This window comes from Brevibacillus sp. HB1.4B, assembly GCF_013284285.1.
Taxonomy (GTDB): domain Bacteria; phylum Bacillota; class Bacilli; order Brevibacillales; family Brevibacillaceae; genus Brevibacillus; species Brevibacillus porteri.
Window position 1 is genome coordinate 157417 of sequence record NZ_JABSUT010000012.1, and the last position, 24142, is coordinate 181558.

At 45.0% G+C, this 24142-nt stretch carries 20 protein-coding genes; 6 read left to right on the forward strand and 14 right to left on the reverse strand.

The genetic code is table 11. The features are described 5' to 3' along the window. Positions 1-23: 23 nt before the first annotated feature. Positions 24-1850 carry an amidohydrolase gene (locus tag HP398_RS25445; protein WP_017252124.1) on the reverse strand — a complete coding sequence of 609 codons (1827 nt, stop codon included), beginning with the start codon at positions 1848-1850 and terminating at the stop codon, positions 24-26. A 27-nt stretch (positions 1851-1877) separates the two neighbouring features. Next, positions 1878-2054 carry a XapX domain-containing protein gene (locus HP398_RS25450; protein ID WP_173624009.1) on the reverse strand — a complete coding sequence of 59 codons (177 nt, stop codon included), beginning with the start codon at positions 2052-2054 and terminating at the stop codon, positions 1878-1880. A 271-nt stretch (positions 2055-2325) separates the two neighbouring features. Between HP398_RS25450 and HP398_RS25455 the strand changes: the two genes are divergently transcribed. The 5 genes from HP398_RS25455 (at position 2326) to HP398_RS25475 (ending at position 6614) form a co-directional block, all read left to right on the forward strand. Then, positions 2326-2970 (forward strand): hydrolase, encoded by a 645-nt coding sequence (locus HP398_RS25455; protein ID WP_017252126.1) that lies wholly within the window; start codon positions 2326-2328, stop codon positions 2968-2970. A gap of 108 nt (positions 2971-3078) precedes the next feature. Beyond that, entirely contained in the window at positions 3079-3543 is a 465-nt protein-coding gene (locus HP398_RS25460) for a Dps family protein (protein ID WP_017252127.1), read from the forward strand. Between the two features lie 155 nt (positions 3544-3698). Then, positions 3699-4556 (forward strand): universal stress protein, encoded by an 858-nt coding sequence (locus HP398_RS25465; RefSeq protein ID WP_017252128.1) that lies wholly within the window; start codon positions 3699-3701, stop codon positions 4554-4556. Positions 4557-5030: 474 nt separating this feature from the next. Continuing rightward, the gene (locus HP398_RS25470) at positions 5031-5669 is read left to right on the forward strand and encodes a hydrolase (RefSeq protein WP_017252129.1); all 639 of its coding nucleotides are present in this window, start codon (positions 5031-5033) and stop codon (positions 5667-5669) included. Positions 5670-5774: 105 nt separating this feature from the next. After that, positions 5775-6614 (forward strand): alpha/beta fold hydrolase, encoded by an 840-nt coding sequence (locus HP398_RS25475; RefSeq protein ID WP_017252130.1) that lies wholly within the window; start codon positions 5775-5777, stop codon positions 6612-6614. Positions 6615-7042: 428 nt separating this feature from the next. Here the strand turns inward: HP398_RS25475 and HP398_RS25480 are convergent, their stop codons facing one another. From HP398_RS25480 to HP398_RS25500, 5 genes are all read right to left on the reverse strand, one after another. Further along, positions 7043-8605, reverse strand: coding sequence for a response regulator (locus tag HP398_RS25480; protein WP_173624010.1), 1563 nt, complete (start codon positions 8603-8605; stop codon positions 7043-7045). After that, positions 8598-10499 carry a sensor histidine kinase gene (locus HP398_RS25485; RefSeq protein ID WP_173624063.1) on the reverse strand — a complete coding sequence of 634 codons (1902 nt, stop codon included), beginning with the start codon at positions 10497-10499 and terminating at the stop codon, positions 8598-8600. Before HP398_RS25485 ends, HP398_RS25480 begins: the two co-directional genes overlap by 8 nt. 35 nt (positions 10500-10534) lie before the next feature. Beyond that, positions 10535-12235 carry a type 2 periplasmic-binding domain-containing protein gene (locus HP398_RS25490; RefSeq protein WP_254476368.1) on the reverse strand — a complete coding sequence of 567 codons (1701 nt, stop codon included), beginning with the start codon at positions 12233-12235 and terminating at the stop codon, positions 10535-10537. A 663-nt stretch (positions 12236-12898) separates the two neighbouring features. After that, the gene (locus tag HP398_RS25495) at positions 12899-13759 is read right to left on the reverse strand and encodes a LysR family transcriptional regulator (RefSeq protein WP_173624011.1); all 861 of its coding nucleotides are present in this window, start codon (positions 13757-13759) and stop codon (positions 12899-12901) included. Then, positions 13744-14643 carry a LysR family transcriptional regulator gene (locus HP398_RS25500; RefSeq protein WP_173624012.1) on the reverse strand — a complete coding sequence of 300 codons (900 nt, stop codon included), beginning with the start codon at positions 14641-14643 and terminating at the stop codon, positions 13744-13746. The genes HP398_RS25495 and HP398_RS25500 overlap by 16 nt, the downstream gene beginning before the upstream one ends. 227 nt (positions 14644-14870) lie before the next feature. Between HP398_RS25500 and HP398_RS25505 the strand changes: the two genes are divergently transcribed. After that, on the forward strand, positions 14871-15104 hold the full coding sequence (locus tag HP398_RS25505) for a hypothetical protein (protein ID WP_173624013.1): 234 nt from the start codon (positions 14871-14873) through the stop codon (positions 15102-15104). A gap of 546 nt (positions 15105-15650) precedes the next feature. Here the strand turns inward: HP398_RS25505 and HP398_RS25510 are convergent. The 7 genes from HP398_RS25510 to HP398_RS25540 form a co-directional block, all read right to left on the reverse strand. Then, positions 15651-16217 carry an SLOG family protein gene (locus HP398_RS25510; RefSeq protein ID WP_173624014.1) on the reverse strand — a complete coding sequence of 189 codons (567 nt, stop codon included), beginning with the start codon at positions 16215-16217 and terminating at the stop codon, positions 15651-15653. 136 nt (positions 16218-16353) lie between these two features. Beyond that, on the reverse strand, positions 16354-17811 hold the full coding sequence (locus HP398_RS25515; protein WP_017252139.1) for a YcdB/YcdC domain-containing protein: 1458 nt from the start codon (positions 17809-17811) through the stop codon (positions 16354-16356). A 617-nt stretch (positions 17812-18428) separates the two neighbouring features. Continuing rightward, positions 18429-19484, reverse strand: coding sequence for an ankyrin repeat domain-containing protein (locus HP398_RS25520; RefSeq protein ID WP_173624015.1), 1056 nt, complete (start codon positions 19482-19484; stop codon positions 18429-18431). 219 nt (positions 19485-19703) lie between these two features. Next, positions 19704-20156, reverse strand: a complete 453-nt coding sequence (locus HP398_RS25525) for a nucleoside deaminase (RefSeq protein WP_173624016.1) — start codon at positions 20154-20156, stop codon at positions 19704-19706. Between the two features lie 27 nt (positions 20157-20183). Next, positions 20184-21134: a carbamate kinase gene (arcC, locus tag HP398_RS25530; RefSeq protein ID WP_173624017.1), complete on the reverse strand. Its 951-nt coding sequence runs from the start codon at positions 21132-21134 to the stop codon at positions 20184-20186. An 18-nt stretch (positions 21135-21152) separates the two neighbouring features. Further along, the gene (locus tag HP398_RS25535) at positions 21153-22634 is read right to left on the reverse strand and encodes a cytosine permease (RefSeq protein WP_106834275.1); all 1482 of its coding nucleotides are present in this window, start codon (positions 22632-22634) and stop codon (positions 21153-21155) included. An 81-nt stretch (positions 22635-22715) separates the two neighbouring features. Then, positions 22716-24140 carry a YlbE family protein gene (locus HP398_RS25540; protein ID WP_173624018.1) on the reverse strand — a complete coding sequence of 475 codons (1425 nt, stop codon included), beginning with the start codon at positions 24138-24140 and terminating at the stop codon, positions 22716-22718. Positions 24141-24142: the final 2 nt, after the last annotated feature.

Below are 24142 nucleotides of genomic sequence, written 5' to 3' on the forward strand. Positions count from 1 at the left end.
TGTGCAACCCCTCTGAAGTTCCATCAGAACACGAAACAATCCAAGTCGCAAAAACCGTTGCCGTGATGATGATTGCATTTATGATGACTATGGGGCATATGTAACGCGGCGCCACCACCGCCTCCATGATTTGAGGCCTTATAGTAACCACCAAAGTAATTGTGTGGTGCCCAGTCCGGACTGGCTTTAGGAGCCGGGGGTGATAGTTTTTGAAATTCAAGTGATCCATAAACAATCTTTCCGCCTACGACCGTAAACACCGATTCGATTCTCTTGATTTCTTCTTCTGGAACTTGGAGGAAATTATCAGACAAGATCGACAGGTCCGCATATTGGCCTGCTTTAATTTTTCCCTTTACGTCCTCCTCCCTCGAGAACCAAGCATTTCCGGCTGTATACATACGAAGCGCTTGATGGCGGTCCAACCGATTAGAAGCAGGGTACAAGCTAAGCCCACCAAGCGTTTTTCCAGTAACCAGCCAGTAGAGGGCAACCCACGGGTTATAACTGGCTACCCTTGTAGCGTCTGTACCTACACCTACTCTCAATCCTGCCGTAAGCATCTTCGTAATGGGAGGTGAGTTTTCCGCTGCCTCCGCTCCGTACCTATCAACGAAATATTCTCCTTGAAAAGCCATCCGGTTTTGGACGGCAATTGAACCACCTAAAGCGACGACACGTTCCAAATCCTTCTCACGAATCGTTTCAGCATGGTCTAAAATCCAGCGTAAATCTTTAAATGGAACTTCTTTATTGACACGTTCAAACACGTCGAGGAAACGCGAGATCGATTCACCATACGTTGCGTGGAGCCGGAAAGGCCATCGTTGTTGCACCAGATGTCTGGTTACCCCGAATAAATCATTCTCCAACACAGCAGGCAATTCCGGACGGGGCTCAACGAAGTCTTCGAAATCAGCCGCACTGTAAACCAGCATTTCACCCGCACCGTTGTGACGATAGTAAGGGCTGCCTGTATAAGGCTGCGAAGTGGCTGTCCATGATTGAAAATCGTCCAGTTCATGATTGGGGTGTTGGGTAAAAAGATTGTATGCCGTACGGACGGTAATCTCCCCACGTTTATCCAGTTCCTCATAAACTTGATAATCATCGGGGTAGTTCTGGAAACCACCGCCAGCATCAATTACACTCGTAATTCCAAAGCGATTTAATTCCCGCATAAACAGCCGTGTGGAATTCAACTGATCTTCATAGGAAAGCTTTGGTCCCTTTGCAAGAGTGGCATACAATATCGTTGCATTCGGTCTTGCAATTAGCATTCCAGTCGGATTGCCGTTACTATCACGCTGAATTTCTCCGCCCGGCGGATTAGGGGTATCCTTCGTATATCCAACTACCCGCAAGGCTGCTTTGTTCAAAAAGGCTTGTCGGTATAAGTTAAGAATGAATACCGGAGTCTCCGGAGCAATCAGATTGATTTCATCCAATGTCGGCATCCGGCGCTCCTTAAATTGAAACTCTGTCCATCCGCCTACAACCCGAACCCAATGGGGTGCAGGCGTGCGGTCCACTTGATTTTTTAACATACGCAAGGCGTCGGCAACCGATGGCACTCCATCCCAACGAAGTTCGAGGTTATAGTTCAATCCACCACGTATGAGATGAATATGGGAATCATTTAATCCTGGAATCAGAAGGCGTTTATTTCCATCCACGACTTCCGTTACAGGTCCTTTATACTGCATAATGTCGGAATCACTGCCTACGGCTAAAAAACGGTCTCCCTTAATAGCTACTGCCGTTGCCATGGGGTTAGATTCGTCCATCGTCACAATGTTAGCGTTGAAAATCAATAGGTCAGCCTCTATCATGTTAGTCTCATTCGACATCCCTTTATCCCCTCCTAAGTTGAGTTATTAAGATGATTGATGATTCAGCAGCAATTTAATCCATGGGATAAGCCGTTGTCCTAGAAACATGCCAATGAGCCCTATCAACCCTAACATTGGAGGGGCCGGCGACGGTATACGCAGGGATTGAAAAACAACTCCAATCACAATTCCGGTACCTAGCGCTAATAATATAGACCACATAAATGTGCCTCCTCTCTCGGAAGACTCTGGACTAAAAGGTTCTTTCGCCCTTTCGCCCTGATTATATTAGCGTCATAAAGTATCTATCAATATGGGTATATCTATATAAACTATAAGGAGATCCTATGTTTTGATAGACTTTCAAACCATAGGATCTATCTATATCTTTTATATAGAAAACAGAATTGATTGAAGTATTTGGTTTTCAATACTATAAATACATGCGACGAAATGCTGTCGTAAATTTAAAAAAGAAAGTTGGGAATAATACATGTTCAATGACAAATCTGATTTGCTTACACCCAGCAACTCTGCCATCATCCTTATCGACCACCAACCGCAAATGCTGTTCGGAGTACAAAGCGCCGATAGGCAAACCGTGATCAACAATACGGTGGGGCTGGCTAAAACGGCGAAAGTATTCCAAGCGCCGATCATTTTAACTACCGTTGCCGCTAATTCTTTCTCGGGTCCACTCCATCCGCAAATTCAAGAGGTTTTTCCCGATCAAAAACCTATCGACCGGACAAGCATGAATTCGTGGGAAGATGAAAACTTCTTAGCTGCTGTAAAAAAGACAGGCCGAAAGAAACTGATTATCGCTGCATTGTGGACAGAAGTTTGTCTTGCTTTTCCTACACTGTCGGCGATTAAAGACGGCTACGAAGTTTACATTGTAACTGACGCTTCTGCCGGAACCACTCAAGAGGCGCATAACATGTCCATACAGCGTATGATCCAAGCAGGGGCGATTCCGGTTACTTGGCAATCTGTTCTTCTCGAGTATCAACGTGATTGGGCTCGCCAAGATACTTACGATTCCGTTATGGAAATTGTTATTCAACATGGCGGCGCTTACGGCGTAGGTGTATTGTATGCCCATACTATGTTTGGTGGGCACGAGGGAGCAGTATGATTTTCAAAGTTTTAGCCGGCTGAAATCCGTTAAAACAAGCCAACGATGATAGATGCAACGCCATATGAGAACAGAAGTAATGTCACTTTTATAATGGAGTGTTCCTACATGAAAACTACGGTAGAAAATAAAACAATTCAAGAGATTCAGGATATTTTGAACAAACAAGTTTCAAACTGGAACGTGCTGTATGTAAAGCTTCACAACTTTCACTGGTATGTGAAAGGCTCTCAGTTCTTCACACTGCACACAAAATTCCAAGAGTTCTATGAAGAAGCGGCACTCTACATCGATGATCTTGCCGAGCGTGTGCTCGTTTTAGGAGGCAAACCAGAAGCAACCATGAAGCGCTACCTGGAGATCTCCAGCATTAAGGAGGCCAGGGGCAATGAGAGTGCCGAGCAGATGATCGATGCTTTGATTGAGGATTTCAACATTGTTGTCGAGGAGCTGAAGGTAGGGATGGAGAAGGCTGGGAACGCGAATGATGAAACAACAGCCGACATGCTGCTTGCGATCCACAGCACAGTTGCGAAAAATATATGGATGCTTAAAGCTTTCAATGATCGTTAAGATATGAATAACAATTCTTCATGTTAACACAGCAAGGGTTGTCGATTCACGGATGACAACCTTTGCTGTGTTTATTTGTTGAGTTATAGTTTCCCGAGCTCATTATCGATCGATAACCAATACAATAATGACAAATAAGAGCAGGCGGTGTATATATGAATAAATTATTGGTGCCTATCGACTCAGACAACGTTTCCGCACAGGCGATCTCTTTTGCTAAAACTCTTCTGGAAGAAGGTCAGGCCTTATCTCTTCTCCACGTTATTCGTCCCCTCGCATCTTCCAGAGTAATCCATTACGTAGGACGAAAAGTTGTTGAGGAGATCCTTAAGGAAGATGCGGTCGCTGCTTTAACACAAACGCTGCAATCAGTTGAACAGGACCACCTTCCCCATACACTTGAGTATGAATTCGGGGAACCCTCTCAAGTGATTGCGAAATACGCAGACGAACATGATCTAGTCATAATGGGAACACACGAACGTGGTCCGATTACGAGTTTTCTCCTGGGTAGCGTAAGCAACGCGGTACTGAAAAAAGCATCCTGCCCAGTACTATTGGTTCCGAACGGTTATGAAAAGTCGGAAGAAATCAAAACCATACTGGTTGCCGTAGACGGTTCTGAAACATCACATCGAGCTGCGCAAATTTCGCTGCATCTCGCAAGAAAAACGAACGCAAGATGTATCCTCGTGCATGTAGTCACTCCCCCGGTGCTCTACTCTCCCGTGTTGGCAGACATGGTCAGGAAAGATAGGGAAGAGCTGGTACGCATAGGGGAAGAACTCCTGTTGGAATATGAAAACCTGTTTATGCATGAACAATTTCCTTACAGGAAGAAAGTAGCGATTGGCCATCCGACACAGATCATCAATGAAGTGGCCGAAGACGAAAAAGCAGACGTGATCGTGTTGGGATACAAAGGATTGAACTGGATGGCCGAACAAATCATGGGCAGTGTGACATACAAGCTGATCCATCAATCGAAGATTCCTCTTCTGATTGTGAAATAGTGAAAAGGGTTGAGAGAAACACTCTCAGCCCTTTTTTGATGGATAAACGGACCTCCCGATACTTAATTAGTAACTCCAGGAACTCCCTGAACTCTAGCTGCTTGTTTTGTACACTCCCCCTCAGACCGATAAGCCCTTTGACTGCCGACTTGCTATCTTCCCCGTACTCGATTGTCCCACCAACTGGTCGAAACGTAATGATTCCGTCTTCTTCGGGGAATTGTTCAAACAATATTGACGTCCCCCTTCTAATCATGCACAAAGAAGATGCTCGATAACGCAAATTACTTTCCAGAAACAGCCATAGGAATTGCTTATGCAAATACTTTATAAAATTCTTTTGATATTTATAGTATTCTTCTATGGAATATATAGGAAATTGAATATTGTTTGCGCAATTGCATTTCAATAGACTGAGTACATGCAGCAGGAATTCCTGTTGTAATCACATCTGGAAAAGGTAGGGATATTAGTATGTTTAACGGGAAGACAGATTTACTTACGGCTGATAACTCTGCAATTATTCTTGTAGACCACCAGCCTCAAATGCTCTTTGGTGTTCAAAGTGCTGACCGCCAAACTATCATTAACAATACGGTTGGATTGGCCAAGACAGCTAAAGTTTTCAATGCACCCATCATTCTTACGACTGTAGCTGCGGAAACATTCTCAGGCCCGATTCATCCGCATATTCAAGAGGTATTTCCAGATCATAAACCGATTGACCGTACAACAATGAATTCTTGGGAAGACGAAAATTTCGTAGAAGCTGTGAAGAAAACAGGCCGTAAAAAGCTCATCATGGCAGCACTTTGGACGGAGGTTTGCCTTGCTTTCCCTGTAATTGCAGCCATCAAAGAAGGATATGAAGTTTACATTGTAACGGATGCTTCAGGTGGGACGACTACGGAAGCGCATAACATGTCCATTCAACGCATGATACAAGCAGGAGCAATCCCCGTTACCTGGCAGGCTGTTCTGCTTGAGTACCAACGCGATTGGGCACGCGAAGAAACATATGACGCAGTTATGTCGATCGTAATGGAACACAGCGGAGCTTATGGTGTGGGTGTTGTTTATGCCCAAACGATGTTTGGCGGCCACGGGGGATAAGCCTATTCATCCCAAAAACAGTTTGATTATGACTGTCTTAGCTTGTGGAATATGCCTAAAGTGAGTGTACTATGCTAAAACCAATTCTAATAGGAAGTGAAAAGCATGGCTAAATTAAAAGTCGGAACAGAAAACGGGCAACCCATTGAATTGTACTTTGAGGATCTTGGCGCAGGCAAACCTGTGATTTTAGTACATGGCTGGCCACTGAGCGGGCGCTCCTGGGAGAGTCAAGTTCCAGCGCTCATCGAAGCAGGTTACCGCGTGATTACCTATGACCGCCGCGGATTCGGACAATCCTCCCAACCGTGGAACGGTTACGACTATGATACGTTTGCGATGGATCTCCATAAGCTAATTATACATCTAGACCTTAACGACGTAACACTGGTCGGATTTTCGATGGGTGGCGGAGAGGTTGCCCGTTATGTTGGCACATACGGATCAAGCCGTGTCAAAAAAGCCGTGTTGGCTGCTGCGGTTCCGCCGTTCTTTTATAAATCTGCCGAGCATCCGGAAGGCGGTCTGGATGAAGCCACCATTCAGGGCTTCCAAGACGGTTTGAAAAAAGACCGTCTCGCCTTCCTTGACGGCTTCAGTCACAATTTCTTTAAAGCCGGGGATAGAACCGACCTGGTGAGCGAGTCCTTCCGTGCATACAACCTTGATATTGCTTCTTATGCTTCGCCAAAGGGGACGCTGGATTGCATTGATGCCTTCGGCCGGACGGATTTCCGTGGCGATTTGGCGAAATTTAATATCCCATTGCTTGTTATCCATGGCGATTCTGATGCGATCGTGCCGCTTGAGGTAAGTGGTCAACTGTCCCACGAAGCTGTTGCAGGCAGTCAACTCGTCGTAATTGAAGGTGGACCACATGGTTTGAACGCGACTCACCCTGAAGAATTCAATACCGCTTTGATTCACTTCCTTAATACAAAATGAATGAACAGTCTCGGGAATCATCAGTTATTTCATATAAAGCCCTTCGAGACTTTTCATATTGGAATAAAGCCGAGAGTTAAAATAAACTAGGACCCATAGAATTGATGAAAAGGTGTGAACTGTGACCTATAAGAAGGACACTTTGAAAAAATGACCCTCTTGTGGGTCATTTTTTATAATCTAGGTATGGATGAGGAGCGAGACGAAAATGGGAAAGCTGAAACGAGCCTTATTTACAGAAGAGCAGATTAGAAAGTTGGAGGCAACCCCGGCTGCTTTGACCTGGATGCCATCGATAAGAAGCCTAAGCACAGCCTGAAACGGTGACGTGACACGACCGGTATGGTGAAGAAGGACTCGCCAAGGATCAACGAGTTAAGAGTAGTCGCATGATTTGAGGGTTCTGGTAAGTTCAGTGCAATCTTTGCTCATACTTGGGCTTCAAACAGCCTTCGCTGCCTTCGGAATTCCAGCGCTGTGATGCCTTCAGTATCCTTGAATATTCTCGTAAAATGCTTCACATTATCGAATCCAACCTGATCACTGATTTCGTACACCTTCAAATCGGAGTGCACCAGCAGTTCCTTCGCCTTGTCCAACCTTAACCGGCGAACATAGTTCGAGAAACTCTCACCGCTATATTCTTGGAAAGCATGGCTGAAATACGAGTAATTGAGTGAGAAATGGTTGGACACGACCGCCATGTTCAAATCTTCGGCATAATGCGTCTGCAAGTAGGTGAGAACTTTTTGCATCGTATTTTGTTCCGTCGGCGCTTGCTCTCTCCGATCTTGGATGAACCGATCCAGACTATCGAGAAGCTGCTCGATGGCTATGTAATAATCTTCAAATCGATCGAAGTTCCCGATGTGACCAACATGGGCGTACGTACTTAATAGAAAGAGTACCTTATACCCGTAGATGCGGAACAACTTGTCGAACAGCTCCTCGTTGAGTAACTGGCTAATACGTTCCAGATAGCCGATCTCACAGCTGCTAATAATGCGAACATCGAGGATTTGATCGAGAAGCTGTTTGATTTCATCCCCGCGTCCCATTCCAAAGAGATTCAATATTCGTTGAATCAACTCAACAGGAACGACATGCCGCTCATTGCGTTCACTTATAATGGTGTAGTCCAGCACATCGAGTTCTGGAAGCAGAATACCGTATTTCAAGGTTTGCTTCGCTTGGTTGTATGCCCACCTTATCTGCTCTATCCCTTGAACAGAATCACTAATCGAAATTCGCAGCTGCGGCTCATATACACTCAACCTCCACCGTTGTGCCAACTGGTAGAACAAAACCGGATCGCGTGCGATCATAATCGTTCCGCCTTTTCCATCACGCGTGAGCATCCAATCCATATGCCCTTGTAACAGCTCAGCGATTTGATTCCTGAAAGAAGCAGCATCCGTACTGCTAGCTTGTGATCCTCCACCGCGTCGCGTAAGCAAGCCCAGCGTATATCCTGCATTCAACCAGCTTAAACCGGCCTGCTTCAGTTTGTTCTGTTTTATAGCATCACCCACATCCTTCTGGGTCAAATGCATGGTAACTAGCTCGGCAGCAAAAAGGCTGGCATCTTCGCCCGCCTTGTTTGCTCTCTCTTCTCTCATCCTTATGTCCCGCATTAATCGCTCTAGGACGGCAAATAACTCCTCCCGCACCACAGGCTTTATGAGGTAATCCTTCGCAGCACAGCGAATTCCTTTCTGCGCATATTCGAAGTCATTATAGCCAGACAGCAATACTACCTCGGGTTTAACCGGATGGTCTTGCAGCTGTTCGAGCAGTTCGATCCCATCCATAATTGGCATTCGGATATCTGTGAACATAATATCCGCAGGCTCCTGGCGAAGCAGCTCCAGCGCCTCTTGTCCATTCTCGGCAAATCGGTAGTTGAACAGATTAGGAAACTGCCTCTCAATTATTGATTGCAAGCCCCTCCGAATGATCTTCTCATCGTCGACGATAAGCAAGCTAATCATAGATGTCCATTCTCCTTCCCATGACTCGATACGGCAAAATCATGATAATGCGTGTATAGCTTCCTTCCTGACTCTCGATCTGAATACCATATTCCGCCCCATAGCTCATCACTAAACGCTGGTCCACATTACGTAGACCGATTCCATTGCTTTCCTGGTTATCCTTACGAACAAACAATTGCCGGACCTCCTGGTAAGCGGACTCTTCCATTCGTAGCATTTGATTCAATAAGCCTAGCTTCTCTTCCGGTATGCCGCAGCCGCTGTCAGTGATCTCTATGACACAAGCTTGATCACGCCGGACGGCAGAGATCGTAATGACAAGATTTCCGTCGCTGGAATGCATGAGGCTCATCCCATGCTTGATTGCATTCTCGACTGCGGGCTGCAGTGACATTTTGAGAGATTCCTGCTTGAGGCATTCCGGTGCAATCTTCAATCGGAGATCAAGTCTTCCATCATAACGGATGTTCATGACGGCTACATAATGCTGGACCTGCTGGATCTCATCGCTTAGCATCACGTAATCCCGCTTCCATTCCATCGAATATCGCATCATACCGCCTAGCGAGGTCATTATGTCCGATATAAGGTACTGCCCTTCAATCTCCGCCAGCATCTTGACGTTCTCCAGCGTATTGTAGAGGAAGTGGGAATCTATCTGGTTCTTCAGCGCCCGAAGCTCGGCTTCTTTACCTGCAGCCTGCCTAGATGCCTGCTCTTGAATGAGCTCGTTAATCTTTAGTATAAGCATACGGTAATGAAAGCCCAACTCTCCTACCTCATCGGTACCGGTAATCAGCGGTATCTCAACGTTGAAGTTACCGCTTCTTACCTGTTGCATCGATTCTCTTAACGCCTTAAGCCTGCGCAAAATCATCGCCTGCATCGAGTAAGATAGCAGTACGAGAAATGCCACTAGTAACGAAATGAGTACAATATAACGAACTCTTGAATGGTTAATGCCTTCCATCGTCTCCGCAAGACTAACCATATTGACCAAATGTACGTCGATCGACGGAATGTAGCTTTGAAATGCCATGTAGGACTGCCCATTAACCTCGAACCGTACCGTCTCGATATCTGTATTGCTCGTCAGCTTCACGCTGTTTATCAACTGCTCCGCGCTGTGCTGTTCGAACACAGGTGACTCCTTCAAGCTGAATACCCGTCCGCCCCTTGCTACTACGATCAGCTGAGAGTTCATGTCCTGCACGCTACTGAACGTTTGAGAGAAGAAATTCGACAACTTCATCGATATCTCTAGAATTCCGTTATGTGTTACGTTGTCCGCATATTTGAATTCCTGCAAGTACGTCATGAAGGGCTCATTCTGCGATGGTTCGGATGGCGCACTGGTGAGGGCGACGTTCTCCTGTATCTCCCACCAAGGCACACCGCTTTGCTTCATCACCTCATCATGCCAAGGCTTGTCCTGAATACGTGATTCCTGTAGGATGACGGGCCAAATCTCATTCACATAAAGGTTGTCCGTGAACAACCGGACATTCGCAATTCGTGGATTGTTGAACAGAAAATATTGAAAGCTGTTGACCACATCTTTCTTAATATGAAGAACATATGCTGTATCCTGAAACTGTTCAATTTGCAAGTAATTGTTCATTTCCCGATTGGATAACGCAAGCTGACCGGTCCATCTCATCAGTTCTATGTTATTATCAATGTTTATCTTCTCTACTTCCAGCACATTCTCGTTGTTCTCCGTCAATTCTTTCATTGCACTGGCGGACTCTTCATTGAGCGTATACCAGGAGAATAGAACAACCGGTATAAAGATAACGAATACAAATGACAGAATCAGTTTGACTTGAAGCGAAAGTTTAATCGTAAGTGCACGTATCCCCAATAACCATCGGATTGCCGTGAATCGCATCTCCTGTTTCACATCCTGCTGCTTCCTTTATACAACTATTGATTGAGCGACGACTTCAGCTTCTGTACATTTCGTTCATAAGCTGCTTGGCGGCTAGCTAGGATGAATTCATACTCGGGATCCTCGGTAGTGCTCTTCATGAATTTGGTGAACAGTTGATCGAATTCGGCATCCGACTTGGACATCAACAGTTTCGGCAGCGTTTCGGCCCAGAGCCGCGTGTTTTTTTCAAACGCAATACCTTCCTTCGTCGTCGGGTCAGGATCCAGATTTTCGAACTCGCTCATGCTGATCGTCTTGCCCCTCGTCCAATCGGCAATTTGTTTGGAAGGCTCAGCATCCATCCCCATCATCCAAGCTAGCTTCATGTTCGTATCCATTAGCATCCAGTACATATAATTACCGCCATATTTTCTATCGAACGCTTGGTTGTCGGTGTTGAGGAGATGCATGACCTCCGGTAGGAACTGATCTTTGCCGTCTATCGTATCGTAAGTAACGCCCTTCTTTCCTAAGAACAGATCCTTATTTCCCTCTTCGCTGAGCAAATAGCTGAGGAAGGCAATTGCCCGCTTCTTATCTTTGACATTCTTCGAAATGAGCGTCACCGTCCAACCGGAGATGCCATTTCCTGCAAGTGTTGGCGCATCATGCGCATCATTCGCCGGACCATCAATCGCGATATACACCTTATTCGGGTCCTTCTGATACAACTTTTGGTTAATCTCTGAAAAATCAGACCACTGATACAGCATGGCAAAATAGCGCCCTTGCGATATTTTTTCATCCTTTTCCCATCGTTTTTCATCAAGAAAGACATCTGTCGGCATCAGCCCATCCTCATTCGCTTGGCGGAACACCTTTAGCCATTTCAGATAGGTTGGATCGCTTCGACGGTCGTACAGCTTGCCGTTTTTCTGCTGCGGAATAGCCAGGAAGTCCTGAAGATACGATTCCAACGAATAGTTGCCAGTTTCCGTAAATTCATGCAGGCCGATCGGAATGAGCGGCTGACCGTCCACTTCCGGAAACTTCTCCTTCGCAGCCTTCAGCGCACCGAGAAACCCTTCCGGCGTGCTCATATCCGGCTTCCCAAGTGCTTCATATATGTCTTTCCGAACAACAAAGGTCTGATTAGACGTAAAAAGCTGACCATATTTTCGATAATCCGCAGGGGATGAAGATGCATTCGGATAGCTATACACATTGCCGTCAGCCTGTGTAAACCAGCTAAGCTTCGCGGGGTCTGCGACTTTAAAGAAATAAGGATCATACTGATCGGCTAGCTCATTCAATGGAAGCACCATATCTCCATTAATCATCTTCTGCACGGCATCCTCGTACCAGCCTAACGTGATGAAGTCAGGGAGCGACCTTGCTGACATCATCGTGTTGAGCTTCTCGCCGGCGTCGCCAGTTGGCACGATAAAGTTCAAACTCACGCCCGTCTTTTTCGTTATATAATCGGAAACGACGTTTCCTCCCCACTTGCCGGTGAACCAATCGAAGTTGATATACCAGTCAAACGTGATCGGTGTTGTGTCCAGCTTCCAGGCAGGCTCATCCGGAGAAGGCTTTATTTGAGATGCATTTGCCACCACAAGATTAGCGTTCGAGTTCGCATGATCCTCAGCAGTGCCATCGCCCGACGTGTTAGTGTTCCCGGAACAAGCCGCTAACGTCCAACAAATCATCAGAGCTAGTAATAGCATTGCTGATTTACGCATTTTATCCATCCATATTTCTCCTTTGTCTGTACAGCGGTGAAATTAATATCCTATTATTGTAATATATCCTTCTAGTATAAAAGTTACTGCAAGCAGAAGGAAAGAGCCCACGCTCACATTATATGCAGGCCAGATTTCCTATGCCGACAACGCGAATAAGCGAGCATGACAAGGAAATATTCCTTCGTCCTGGCTCGCTTTCATTAGCTATGAAATTCTAGTTATAATTCATAATCTCCAGCGTAGTAAGACACTCTTTCCAAATACCAAATGCGCCTACCGGTACGGTGTATATGGAAAACATTTACTTGATTCCTATCATAGGGCAAAATAAATTAGAAAACAACTTCTTCCTCTCTATACATTGTATAGCTAATATCTATATATCCAGCACGCTGGCATCTATCTATCTATCTATCTATCTATCTATCTATCTATCTATCTATCTTCCCTGCCGCCTCTTTCTAAGGAAAACACCCTTCAGCCGTTGCATAAAACTTCTCTGGGTGAGAAGCTGCTCCTATAGAGCTGTTTGGTATCCACGAAGCTTCGCTCGATTGTATCTTTTCTTTTTCGGAAAAGGTTTCTATAGGGGTTGGGAGGTAAATCTAGGTAGCGTTTAAGCCTCATAATGCCCTATTTGCGATGGCCGTAGCCTGCAAACTTTTTTGATTATTCTAGAAAAAAATCGATACATTTTTGAACAGAAGGATTATTGTAATGATACTTTTTAAAAATAAGCTTGATCTCACGAACAGGCGTTGGACCGACGAGACGAATCATTTTCAATTGCTGACCAGAAAAGTTTTCAATTAGAGAAGTAGGCAAAATAGCTACCCCCATCTTATGCAGTACCATAGAAAGAAGAATTGCCGTGGAAGTTGACTCAAACTTTGATTGCAAGGATTTGGCGATTTTAGCGCTGAATGTATGAAGATGCTCGATTAAACTTATATCCCCAACAAATAAGGGAGATTCTAAATCTTCTAGCTCTTGAAAAGAAACAAAGGTTCGATCTGCCCATGGATGATCTGCATAAACGACCAATGCTTGTTCTTCTTTATACAGGTGCATCAAATGAATTTCTTTATTTGGATTATAATTGTCGGTAATGCCAATATCGATACTACTATCCAATAATTGCTGTGATGTATTTTCTGCACTGGTAAATTTGAATGTAATGTCAGGATACTGTTCATGGAATTTCAAAAAACGGGGTGCTAAACAAAAAAAGTCCATGGGCGAAATCCCTATCGAAAGTTTATTTGCCCGAGCATTGCGTAACTCGTAAGTTTCTTTCTTCGATTCTTCAATGAGCCTCATCACGGAAAGAGCTTTTTCGTAAAGTATTTCCCCGTCAGCTGTAATCTTTACCCCTCTACCAACTCTCTCAAACAAAGGGGTTCCAACTTCTACCTCTAGAGAACGGATCTGTTGACTTAACGTAGGTTGAGAAGTCATTAAAACTTCTGCCGCCTTAGTAAAGCTTCCTTCTTTACAAATTTGAATGAAACATTCTAATTGCCTGAACATGAAAGATTCACCTCATCCTCTCTTACATATGAATTCATCTCTTGAATGAATATGCGTGCAGTGGACCTCATAGTAACGGAATTAAGATATACAAGAGATATTTCCCAATAAGGAGTGTGGCCTTCTAATTTGACAATACGCAAAGAATCGTCCCATAGATTTTCGAACAAAGATGTTGGTATAAGAGCTGCTCCAAGTCCATGACGAACCCAATGAATCAATACTGAAGCGGAGGACGTTTCTATTTTCGACTTCAAGGTAAAACCACAAGAGAAACAATACATATCAATTAATGATTTGTTTTGTTCTCGGAACATGATCGAATTCATTTGCTTCAAAGATCGAAAAGGAATCGAAGATTTATCTGCCAAAGGATGTTCTGAGTGAATCAATAGCGCCATTTCTTGTCTATACAAATAAGTTGAAATGACCGAAGCATTAGAAACCGGATATGCAGTGATTCCAATATCTACCTCTTGCTCCAAAACTTTTTTCTCGGCATCTTCTGCATCGATAATTTTCAATAAAATATTCGGGTACTTTTGGTGAAATCTCATAAAGTAAGGAGCAAGATATTCAAGTTCAGTAGGACAACATCCAATAGAAATTGTTTCTCTAGATTTCTTGTTTCGGCCATTTATTTCATTTCGCGCCTCCTCAAGAAGATTCATAATAGCGTTGCCCTTATTCAAGAGAATTTTTCCCGCTTCCGTTACTTCAACTCCCCTACTTCCCCGATCGAACAATTGAATATTATACTCATCTTCCAAAACCCGCATTTGCTGACTTAATGTAGGCTGAGTCACACCTAATTCTTCTTTAGCTTTGGTGAAACTTCCTGATTTGCAAATTTGAATAAAATATTCAAGCTGGCGCAATTCCACAGTGTATCCCCCCTTAGTTAGTCCAAATTAGGAAAGTGAAGATCAAATACAAACTTTCACCCGTTCATTCATTAATCGTCTGTCCGAACCGAACAAGCGGAGTGATGAAGGGAGGGCGAAGGTGTGCTGCGCCACTCCCGTCCACTTACCCCTATGCCCCTTGCTTACTTCCCCCAATCGTCAGAGAAAGTAGTTCGCAAAGCTTGGCTATTCGTATTGTATAGTCGATGGTATCGTCATCGATTATCTCCTTTAATTCGTCATTACTCGGGAGATTCCACGATTTCATTCAGCAGCAAGTCAACGCGATACCGTCGCTTCATGGCTTTTTACCCGTCGAATCCGTCGTTGTCGTAGTCGTGTTTGAACTGGTCGTCGCCGGCATGTCCTTCGCGTTGTGGAGCTTGATCCTCGGTCTTGGCATAGAAGGCCTCCCGTTTCGCAATTCAGCAAAAAAATAAAGGCGGGAAAGCACCGACGCACTTATGCATTTGCTGGAGTGTTCACCCGCTGGTGGTGATGAGCGTGATCGTGGTAATTGCTGGACTTTGTTAACATTATATGAGGAACCTGTCATGTAATATATCCGCTAGATTTCAGGTGAAGGTCACTAGATTTTAGGGTTGGTGCGTTGGGAACACTATGTGTGTGGTCTACTATGAGCCTCTCGGACTCCCTTCCTGCTAGTAATCATTTCATCTTTTGGACTTATAGATCACTTTGTTACGGGAATAAAAAAATTTTCTTTCCGTGCACGGGAGGGTCTTCCCAGTTCACATCATCCTTTCATACCATGCCACTCCCCTGGAGCGAACAGAAAAAGATGTTATCTAAACGAGTCTGAAATAACAAAAGGGAACCCGGCAGGTCCCCTTTGTTGATAGGTTGTGACATGAATATGATTGTTTGCCCCAGACAATGGACGATTAAAGCAATAAACTAATGTTGGACAAACGGGAGCGACTTTCCAAGAATAAAAACCAGCTTTTCATAGCTGGTTTCTTTGTTTAGAAATAGTCATTATATAATTCTTGCTGCTGTTCCTCTGCAATGTTCTGTAAGTCATATGCGTTAATTCGAAAAAACTGATAATCGCCCATATCTGATTTTTTTGCGGCGAGCTTACTTAGAAATTTCGGCGAGCCTTCGTTTTCTTCATCGTAAACTAACAAGATACCGTCTGAATTGGATAGCAAGAATTTGTCTTTCTCTCCAAGCTGCCAAACACCCTGGTAAGGTGTTTGATAGACACTATTGATATAATCGGCTTGCATCACAATATTTCGGTAGTAATCCTGGGTCTCTTCTTTCCACTTTTCCTCTTGATTTAAAAACGGAGTAATTACCGCCAGTTTTAGATGTGGATAGTCCTTTTTCAATTCCAGAACAGTTTCGGCTGCCCACATTTCTACCCCGAGTTGGCCTGATATGATGACCCATTCCAATTCTTCCTCAAGGAATCTTACGAGTTCCCGCTTCAGTGCTTTCTTAATAATGGCTAACCCCGGATTTTTTTCATTGAAAATGCCAAGTTCGTGCGCCTTGTATCCTGAAACAAATAAACGTTTTAACATGATGCCACCTCTAGTTTAAAAGAACGCTAGCAGATAATAGATTTCTTTTCACTCGCTGTCTATTCATTCGTGTTACGTCTCATTTTTTCTTATCTTATCACAAATGATGTGTTCTAACTGTCGATTTTCATTCTACCTACTCTTCGACCTTACCTGTCAGGGCATTGATAGTGTTAATATGAATTGAATAGGCAAGGACCGGTTTGGCTAACCTCTCACCATTAACGAATGGGTAGATGTATCGCAGTTCAGTGGGTTTCGCCAGCAGGGCCTTGGCTGCTGCATCTATGGAGACCGCCTTCCTCTTATCCGGGAGCTTGGCGGGCTTTTGGTCGAGGCTTTGATTGTACCATGTGATTTTCCCCGTTTCTCCATTTACACCCATACCACTGCCTCCTCGGTAGTCCAAAGGAAGTCCCTCAACAGATGGCACAAACGTTACTACGTACACATGTGGATTCTGCGTACCAGGATGATTCACCCTGTAGTAGAACTCCTTTTCTTCCCGTTTGAGATAGGTTTGCAGGAACTGAACAGCTTTCTCAAGAACCTGCTTTTCCGACAATGTTGCCTTCCCTTTTTGGGGTTGGCCGTTCGCATAGCTTTGAAATCCGATCACAACGTCATCCTTCGTAAATAAAAACTCTTTTTCATCAGGGGAAAAATAAACACTTTCCTTCTCGCTATTGCCGCCGTTGCTGTTGAAGGTCCTACCCTTCAGGCTGATACCAAACTCGCTTTCGTAAATCCGCGTTGCCTCCTGCTCATTCTTCACCTTTACTACCTTTCCACCAGGCGTGAGGGAGATTGGTTTCCACCTCCAGGTTCTGTATTGCCGATCAGTGATCAGCTCAGCTCCTGTTACTGCGTCCACATAACCGGAGAATACAGCGGAGTAGACGAGATCGGTCTGATTTTCACCAGTCTTGTACATGAGTTGCAGTAGGGGTGGGATACAGCGACTGAGCTGATCTTTCTTCATCGCCTGGGCTGGAGGAAGGAAGTCAGCGGGATTGACGTTGGTCAGCGTGTTTTCACCTGCCGAAACGCCGGTTACCTGTCCCGCACTGTTTACTGCCACCCGAAACTCATCGCCATCTACCTCGATGCCATTTACATAGCGACGATAGATGACATCGCCTACAGGAGCCCGCGTTACCTCGTACAAGCTGCGCATTTCACCGATCAAGCCCTCCATGAAGGTATCGGCGCTCTTATAGGCCAGCTTATCATCAGGAATTTTAAAATCCTGAACCTTACTATCCCAATAAAACGAAAGCAGTTTCCCGGTTTCTGCATGGATATTGGCTCTGGCAAAGATTTCATTATTTTTTTCATAACCGATATCGTACACAGGCTGGTCTTTCGTTTCCAAGGTAATTTGTCTTGATGTGTCATCGAGCGTTGGGAAGAGCATTTGCAGCTTTTGCTCCGTTCGTTTTGCCTTTTCGCTTAACTGATTTTCCTGAAGGTGAGCGGCTGCTTGTTGGTTCCCTGTCTGATTTGCCATGACTGTGTCCGAGGCTGGTGACAGGAGCAGTGTGGTTGTTAGTACGCAGCTTGCTAGTACAGGATAACGCCTTTGAGAGGTCATACGTCTATCCTCCATTTTTTCTTGAAGTTGAAGCTTACACAATAAGACGGCGCTTGGCAAAAATTGTCACATCACTCGTGGAATCGCCTCATGCACGATTCAAATTTTTAGGTAGAAACGAAATTCATTGCTCTGGCTTTCCATGGTGATCAATCCATATCCTCCAAATAATCTAATTGGACAACTATCCCTTATTAAACTCAAATTCGACCAATTTTTTGCAAAAAAAAAATGTTCCTGCATGAGGAACATGTGAAATGACATCCCGTATACGGATTATATTCGAGCGGCATATTGAACGACCCACCGCCGTAGCTGCTCGTTGTTGTATAAGTCGTCTCTTCATAATGTATCGTAGTTGGTTCAACTGTAAAGCTTATCTGAACGTCTGGACCATCCGACTGTTTCGATGGGGTTGAAGGCTTTTTGACCGCTTTCTTTGGTTGTTTGCTAGAAGCCGTCTGCACGGCCTTTGTCGACGACTGCTTTTTCGATTCAGGCTTGCTTACTGCCACAGGTATGCATTGAAACCTAGCAATGCTACCTTTAGCGTGATTCCTGCCGCTTTTGAGCATGATCCCTTGAAAATGAGGTTTGATTGATAGCAATCTCTGGTTCTAATCACGGATAAATGCTTCTAGCAAAGCAATCATTTCTCGATTCCCCAACATTCTTGCTTCTGCGATCGGACTCCCCAACTTGGTCGGGTGCTCTGGGGCATACTGTGTAGCAAGAAGAGGATCAGCTCCATGTTCCAATAACAACTTTGCAATATGTAAGCGGTTATCTTGAACTGCACGCATTAGTGGTGATCTAAAGTTCTGATAATTCAAATCAGGCTCAGCGCCATACTTAAGTAATTCGTTTACCATGTCATAATTATTCTTTGCTACTGCTAAGGTGATTATGGTGAACTGATCATACAGTAAGTTCGGATTTGCCCCGTTTTCTAGAAGTAACCTCGCAAGATCAAGTCGGCCGTTTGAAACTGCTGTTTGGAGTACAGTACTCTTGAAACCTCCTTTAATTTCTATCAGTAAGTTCGGATTTGCCCCGTTTTCTAGAAGTAACCTTGCAGCATCAAGGTGGCCGTTTGAAACTGCTAGATCGAGTGCAGTACTCTTGGAACCTTCTTTCACTTCTACATATGCATCAGGGTCCATTCCAGCTTTCAAAAATAATTTTAGAATATCTAATTCATTCTCAGAAGCGGCATCAATGAAAAATAGTGCGTTGAATTGAGGAACTAAAGCCTCTAATTCTTTTCTTGCCTGTCTTGCTTCATCAGAAGCCATCTTATCATCTGAAATGGCTACAATTTTAACATTCGGGCCAATTCTTACAATTTGTTCATAATCGAGATTCATAGATACCTCGGGTTCTTGAAGAGTATTTATTGATGGCTGCTCCACCTCACTAGGTACTCTATAATTAGGATTGCTACTAGCAGTATCTTCTTGCTGATTTGGAAGTTCTTGATTATCTTCAGGCTCCGGTTCCTTAATAAGTAGTTCCTCATTAACAATCGTTTTCTGTTGTTGATTAGTAGAAGTGAAGGCTGGCTTTGATAATGAATTCGAACCTGTCATATTTTGTATGACAATCGTCCATATACTCACGCAAATCACCAAAACTGAAGCTAGGAGTAAACTCCGTTTCATTTTTATTGACATATCTTTAATACCTCCTGATTAGGTAGATTATACCATAATCAGGAGTCATTTCCGTTCATAACGCAGCTCGACTAGCTGCACTATATTCAGATTGAACAAAATGAGATAGCATCAAAACTTTTGAATTTAGGGAAAATAACAAAGAAGAAAAGGGCCCTTATAAGGCCCTTTTTTCATGCTCCGAACATCCGTGTTTCTTGTCTGCTATTCAGTTACCTTCTACTCTTTGTTCAACTGATGAAAGTGGGTAAACAGCTGATCGCAGTCCTCACGCTTCTCGACCTTGATCATGTTCAAAACGCTCGTATCCTTACCGGAAAAATAGTCGCGCAGATGCTTATCCGAAAAACCATTCTCATGCGCATCCTCCGCAGTCGAGCAGTAATGAACGACCTTGATGCCGGACCAGATAATAGCGCCCACGCACATCGGGCAAGGCTCGCATGTCGCGTAAATTTCGCAGCCTGTCAAATCCATCGTGCCCAAGGTCTTGCACGCTTCGCGAATGGCTACCATCTCTGCGTGCTGGGACGGGTCCATATCTACCATCATGCGATTGCTGCATACGGCGATGATTTCGTCCCCTTTCACGACAGCCGCCCCAAAAGGCCCACCGAGCTTGTTGTTCATGCCTTCTATCGTTTTTTCCACTGCCAGCTTCATATAATCCATTACCTTGCATCCTCCCTCAAGAGGCCTTTATTTTACGATGTGTGTCCCTGCTTTGTTCGTAATGGCATCCTTTAAGCTCTCTGGGTTCGTAATGATCACGCTTGATCCGTTTTTCTCCAAAAAGCTCAGGCTGGCCTCGATTTTTGGCAGCATGCTGCCTTTTGCGAAGTGCTCTTCACGAACGTATTGCTTCGTTTCCTCTACGGTGATGCGCTCCAGCGCCTTTTGATTCGGCTTGCCGAAGTGAATGCATACCTGCGGGACACCTGTCGTAATGATCAATGTCTGTGCATCGATTTGCTCTGCCAGCAAGCTGGTAGCAAAGTCTTTGTCGATGACAGCATCAATCCCATCGTACGTATTTTCGCCCGTTTTCACAACCGGAATACCGCCGCCGCCAACAGCGACTACCACATATCCCGCTTCGATCAACGATTTGATAGCGTCTTTTTCCACGATGTCGATTGGCTTCGGGGAAGGAACCACTCTTCTGTAGCCACGACCGGAATCCTCGATAAATACCCAGTCCGGATGCTCTTTGCGCATCTCTTCCGCCTGCTCCAGTGTGAAGAAGGAGCCGACTGGCTTCGTTGGATTTTCGAAGTTCGGATCATCCTTGCTGACTTCTACCTGTGTGATGACGCTCGCCACTTTTTTGTTGATTCCTCTTTTGGCGAATTCGTTGGTGAGTGCCTGCTGGATTTGGTAGCCGATTCCCCCCTGCGTATCCGCCACGCAATTGACTAGCGGGATCGTAGGCATCCCGGACACTTCATTGGCAATTTCGCATCTTTGCAAAGCAAATCCAACCTGCGGTCCGTTGCCATGAGTAACGACAACGTTGTAGCCTTCTTGCACCATATCCGCGATATTTGCCGCGGTTTCACATACGGCTTCATATTGGTCTTGAATGGTATTGCGACCATTATCTTTCACTAACGAGTTGCCGCCGATAGCAACAATTACGAGTTTTTCCACTGGGCACTTCTCCTTTGGTTAAGATACTTTTGCAGTGGTTTCACGCTGCGTGATCGCACTTGATTTGTTCCATTTATAACTCAATGCATAGAGAACACTGGAGATAATCATCCCGCTAAGGAAAGCAGACTTGCTGATGTTTGCCAATAGTGGCACATTTGGCAAGAAAGAGCCGGATAGCGTAATCAAGAAGCTGACAATCAATACGCCGCATGCCACCATATTAACGCCGTTTTTGTATTCTCCGTTTTCACCTGGCTTTACGTAGATGCTGGATAAATCCAGCTTTCTTTTTCTTTCAATGAAGAAACTAACCAGCATGATCCCCGTAATCGGACCGTACATGGAGCCGATAAAGCTATAGAACATATACAGCGCGGCGGTACCATTCACCAGCTTCCAAGGTAAAATGACAGTCCCCAATACAGCTGTTAAGATAGCCGCTGATTTCACTGTAAACATTTTTGGAAGAAGCGCTGTCATCTGTAGTCCAGATGGAAGCAAATTCCCAAACACAACATAGCTCGTCGAACCTATATTCAGTGCCAGCAACAAGACAATGACGGCAACAGGATTCCCAATTTGATCAATGGCAGCGACGACATTAAAGTCTTTGATGCCAAACGCAATTTGCGTTCCAACCAACAATCCTACACACGTAATTCCAAACAGGATGTAGGATGTAATCATTCCAAGCGGCAGACCAATCATCGGAGCTTTCGGGTGTTTTGCCCTTTGCGTAAGGTCTGCAATATTTACAATCGGGCCACCCCAGTTCGATACCAATGCACTTACACATGCGATAAATACAAGCCAATTCTCCATCGGTTTGGCAGGAGCATAAGCAAAGATCGGACCAAATCCGCCAGCAACGCTGATCGCCCAAATCGCTGCACCTACAATGAAAATATAGATGATCGGGGAAGACCATTTACTAAACAGACTGAGAATTTTCATTCCACCTAAAAACAATCCAACTGTAATGACCCAGAGGATCACATAAGAAAGCATCGTCGGGAAATCTAATCCGAGAAAATCAAAGCCTGGAACCATATTCATATAACCAGGGAATATTTTCTCAAAAATGACATTAAAGGATTGTGCGCCAATAATTGTTTTTGTCCCAAAAAACACAACACCAGCGATAAGCCCACGACATATAGCAGGAATGATCGAGCCTTTTACACCAAAAGAGCTGCGCAACAGCATCGAATAGCCAATTCCGTATTTCTGTCCCGCATAGCCATTCAACACATAGCCCGCCGAAACAATCAAGGCAGCAATCATGACTGCCCACAAGACTTGCGGAACGGATAATCCGAGGACAAAGAATCCGGCTACAGTCATGTACGACATGAGATTATGCACAGCGCCCATCCACACGGTCACGTAGTTAAAGGTGCCCCAATCTCGATTTTCGGAAGTCTTTGGCAAAATATCGTCCGCGTATCCATAGGACTTGAATTCTTCATATGATTCCTTTACGTTTGCCTGTCCCATGTTCATTCACCTTCCTCATTCAACCCAGCTTTCGCAACCTTCTTTTGCTGCGAAAGCTGAGTCACCTAGGATGAAAAGCAATTAGCTAACCGTTTCCGTTACTGCGAGCAATGCTTTTTCAAAAGCTTCCATCGGTGGATACGTAATACCCGCACCGATCATACCGATCCCTGCGTCTTTATGCGCAATGGCAGTGTTGATAATTGGCAGGATGCCCGTTTGGATCACCTGACGAATATCGATGCCTGTTGCTACACCTCGGAAGTCCAGGAGAGGAATCGTGACGTTTGGATTTTCTGCTGTCGTGATTTCTTTCATCGTGGTGGAGAAACCGATCGCTTCTTCAACCGTACCGCCTACGAGCGCAACAATTGCTGGAGCTGCCGCCATCGCGAAGCCGCCGATACCGTACGTTTCTGTAATCGCACTGTCTCCGATATCCAGACCGGAATCCTCTGGCTTGTAGCCTGCGAACATGGGACCGATTACCTTTTGAGCAGGTCCTGTGAACCAAGTGTTGCCAGCCATACCACTTACACGGATACCGAACTCTACGCCATTACGCGCCATTGTGGTGACAATCGTGCTGTTCTCGATTCCATGTGCTGCATCCAGCGCGCATTTGCACATCGCCATCCATGTCGGACCGGAGAAGTAATCGCTGCTTGCTACGAAATCGAATACTTCGCGTTTTTGTTCTTTGGTAAAATCTGTCTCCAAGATGTACGGAGTCAGTGCTTGAATCAACAAGCTCGTACCCGCGTTGTTGCGGTTGTGGCATTCATCGCCCATGTGCAGCGCTTGCGCCAGCATGAGACGCAGATCGATTTCACCTGCAATCTTCATCGCATCACGCAGCATTGGTCCCAATACATCGCGCATCCAGTTCAGACGGGCGATGACACTTTCATCGTTGGCACCCATGCGCAAAATTTTCGCCATTTGCTCACTCAGGTTGGTATACGCGACATTTCCGTACGTTTTGTTTTTGACTACATGCATGAACATCGAAGCGGATGTGACACCTGCCATGGAGCCAACGCAGTTATGCTCGTGGCATGGAGAGAACGTGATTGCGCCGGAAGCAGCTACCTGTTCAGCTTCCTCGATGTCTTTTGCCAAGCCCTCGAATACGATTGCTCCGGTTACGGCACCTTTCATCGCGCCGCACATTTTGTCCCACGTAATAGGCGGACCCGCGTGCAGAATCGTGGTTTTTGTCATGCCTGGCACCACATTGATCGCTTGGTCGAAGCCAACAAGCATCGGCTGGGAGTTGATGATACGCTCTACCGCCAGCTTGTTTGCCGCAGCGATTTTATCAGCGACAGCAGCGTTTTCTAGTCTGTCGAGAGCGTTGATCAGCTCAGGCTTTCCGCCGCCTGGAGGCTTCCAATCCAGATGAGACGCATTCGCATTTTGCTTGATGATATCGTCTTTGAAAAACTCGATCCCTACGTTGATCGCATGAATTTTTCCGTTAAACAGCTCGTTGATTTTGCTCATGA

What these genes read in the sequence shown, in the direction of transcription:
- HP398_RS25445 (WP_017252124.1), bottom strand. Translation starts at nt 1,850, where the DNA reads ATGTCGAATGAGACTAACATGATAGAGGCTGACCTATTGATTTTCAAC.
- HP398_RS25450 (WP_173624009.1), bottom strand. Translation starts at nt 2,054, where the DNA reads ATGTGGTCTATATTATTAGCGCTAGGTACCGGAATTGTGATTGGAGTT.
- HP398_RS25455 (WP_017252126.1), top strand. Translation starts at nt 2,326, where the DNA reads ATGTTCAATGACAAATCTGATTTGCTTACACCCAGCAACTCTGCCATC.
- HP398_RS25460 (WP_017252127.1), top strand. Translation starts at nt 3,079, where the DNA reads ATGAAAACTACGGTAGAAAATAAAACAATTCAAGAGATTCAGGATATT.
- HP398_RS25465 (WP_017252128.1), top strand. Translation starts at nt 3,699, where the DNA reads ATGAATAAATTATTGGTGCCTATCGACTCAGACAACGTTTCCGCACAG.
- HP398_RS25470 (WP_017252129.1), top strand. Translation starts at nt 5,031, where the DNA reads ATGTTTAACGGGAAGACAGATTTACTTACGGCTGATAACTCTGCAATT.
- HP398_RS25475 (WP_017252130.1), top strand. Translation starts at nt 5,775, where the DNA reads ATGGCTAAATTAAAAGTCGGAACAGAAAACGGGCAACCCATTGAATTG.
- HP398_RS25480 (WP_173624010.1), bottom strand. Translation starts at nt 8,605, where the DNA reads ATGATTAGCTTGCTTATCGTCGACGATGAGAAGATCATTCGGAGGGGC.
- HP398_RS25485 (WP_173624063.1), bottom strand. Translation starts at nt 10,499, where the DNA reads ATGCGATTCACGGCAATCCGATGGTTATTGGGGATACGTGCACTTACG.
- HP398_RS25490 (WP_254476368.1), bottom strand. Translation starts at nt 12,235, where the DNA reads ATGGATAAAATGCGTAAATCAGCAATGCTATTACTAGCTCTGATGATT.
- HP398_RS25495 (WP_173624011.1), bottom strand. Translation starts at nt 13,759, where the DNA reads ATGTTCAGGCAATTAGAATGTTTCATTCAAATTTGTAAAGAAGGAAGC.
- HP398_RS25505 (WP_173624013.1), top strand. Translation starts at nt 14,871, where the DNA reads ATGGTATCGTCATCGATTATCTCCTTTAATTCGTCATTACTCGGGAGA.
- HP398_RS25510 (WP_173624014.1), bottom strand. Translation starts at nt 16,217, where the DNA reads ATGTTAAAACGTTTATTTGTTTCAGGATACAAGGCGCACGAACTTGGC.
- HP398_RS25515 (WP_017252139.1), bottom strand. Translation starts at nt 17,811, where the DNA reads ATGACCTCTCAAAGGCGTTATCCTGTACTAGCAAGCTGCGTACTAACA.
- HP398_RS25520 (WP_173624015.1), bottom strand. Translation starts at nt 19,484, where the DNA reads ATGTCAATAAAAATGAAACGGAGTTTACTCCTAGCTTCAGTTTTGGTG.
- HP398_RS25525 (WP_173624016.1), bottom strand. Translation starts at nt 20,156, where the DNA reads ATGGATTATATGAAGCTGGCAGTGGAAAAAACGATAGAAGGCATGAAC.
- HP398_RS25535 (WP_106834275.1), bottom strand. Translation starts at nt 22,634, where the DNA reads ATGGGACAGGCAAACGTAAAGGAATCATATGAAGAATTCAAGTCCTAT.
- HP398_RS25540 (WP_173624018.1), bottom strand. Translation starts at nt 24,140, where the DNA reads ATGAGCAAAATCAACGAGCTGTTTAACGGAAAAATTCATGCGATCAAC.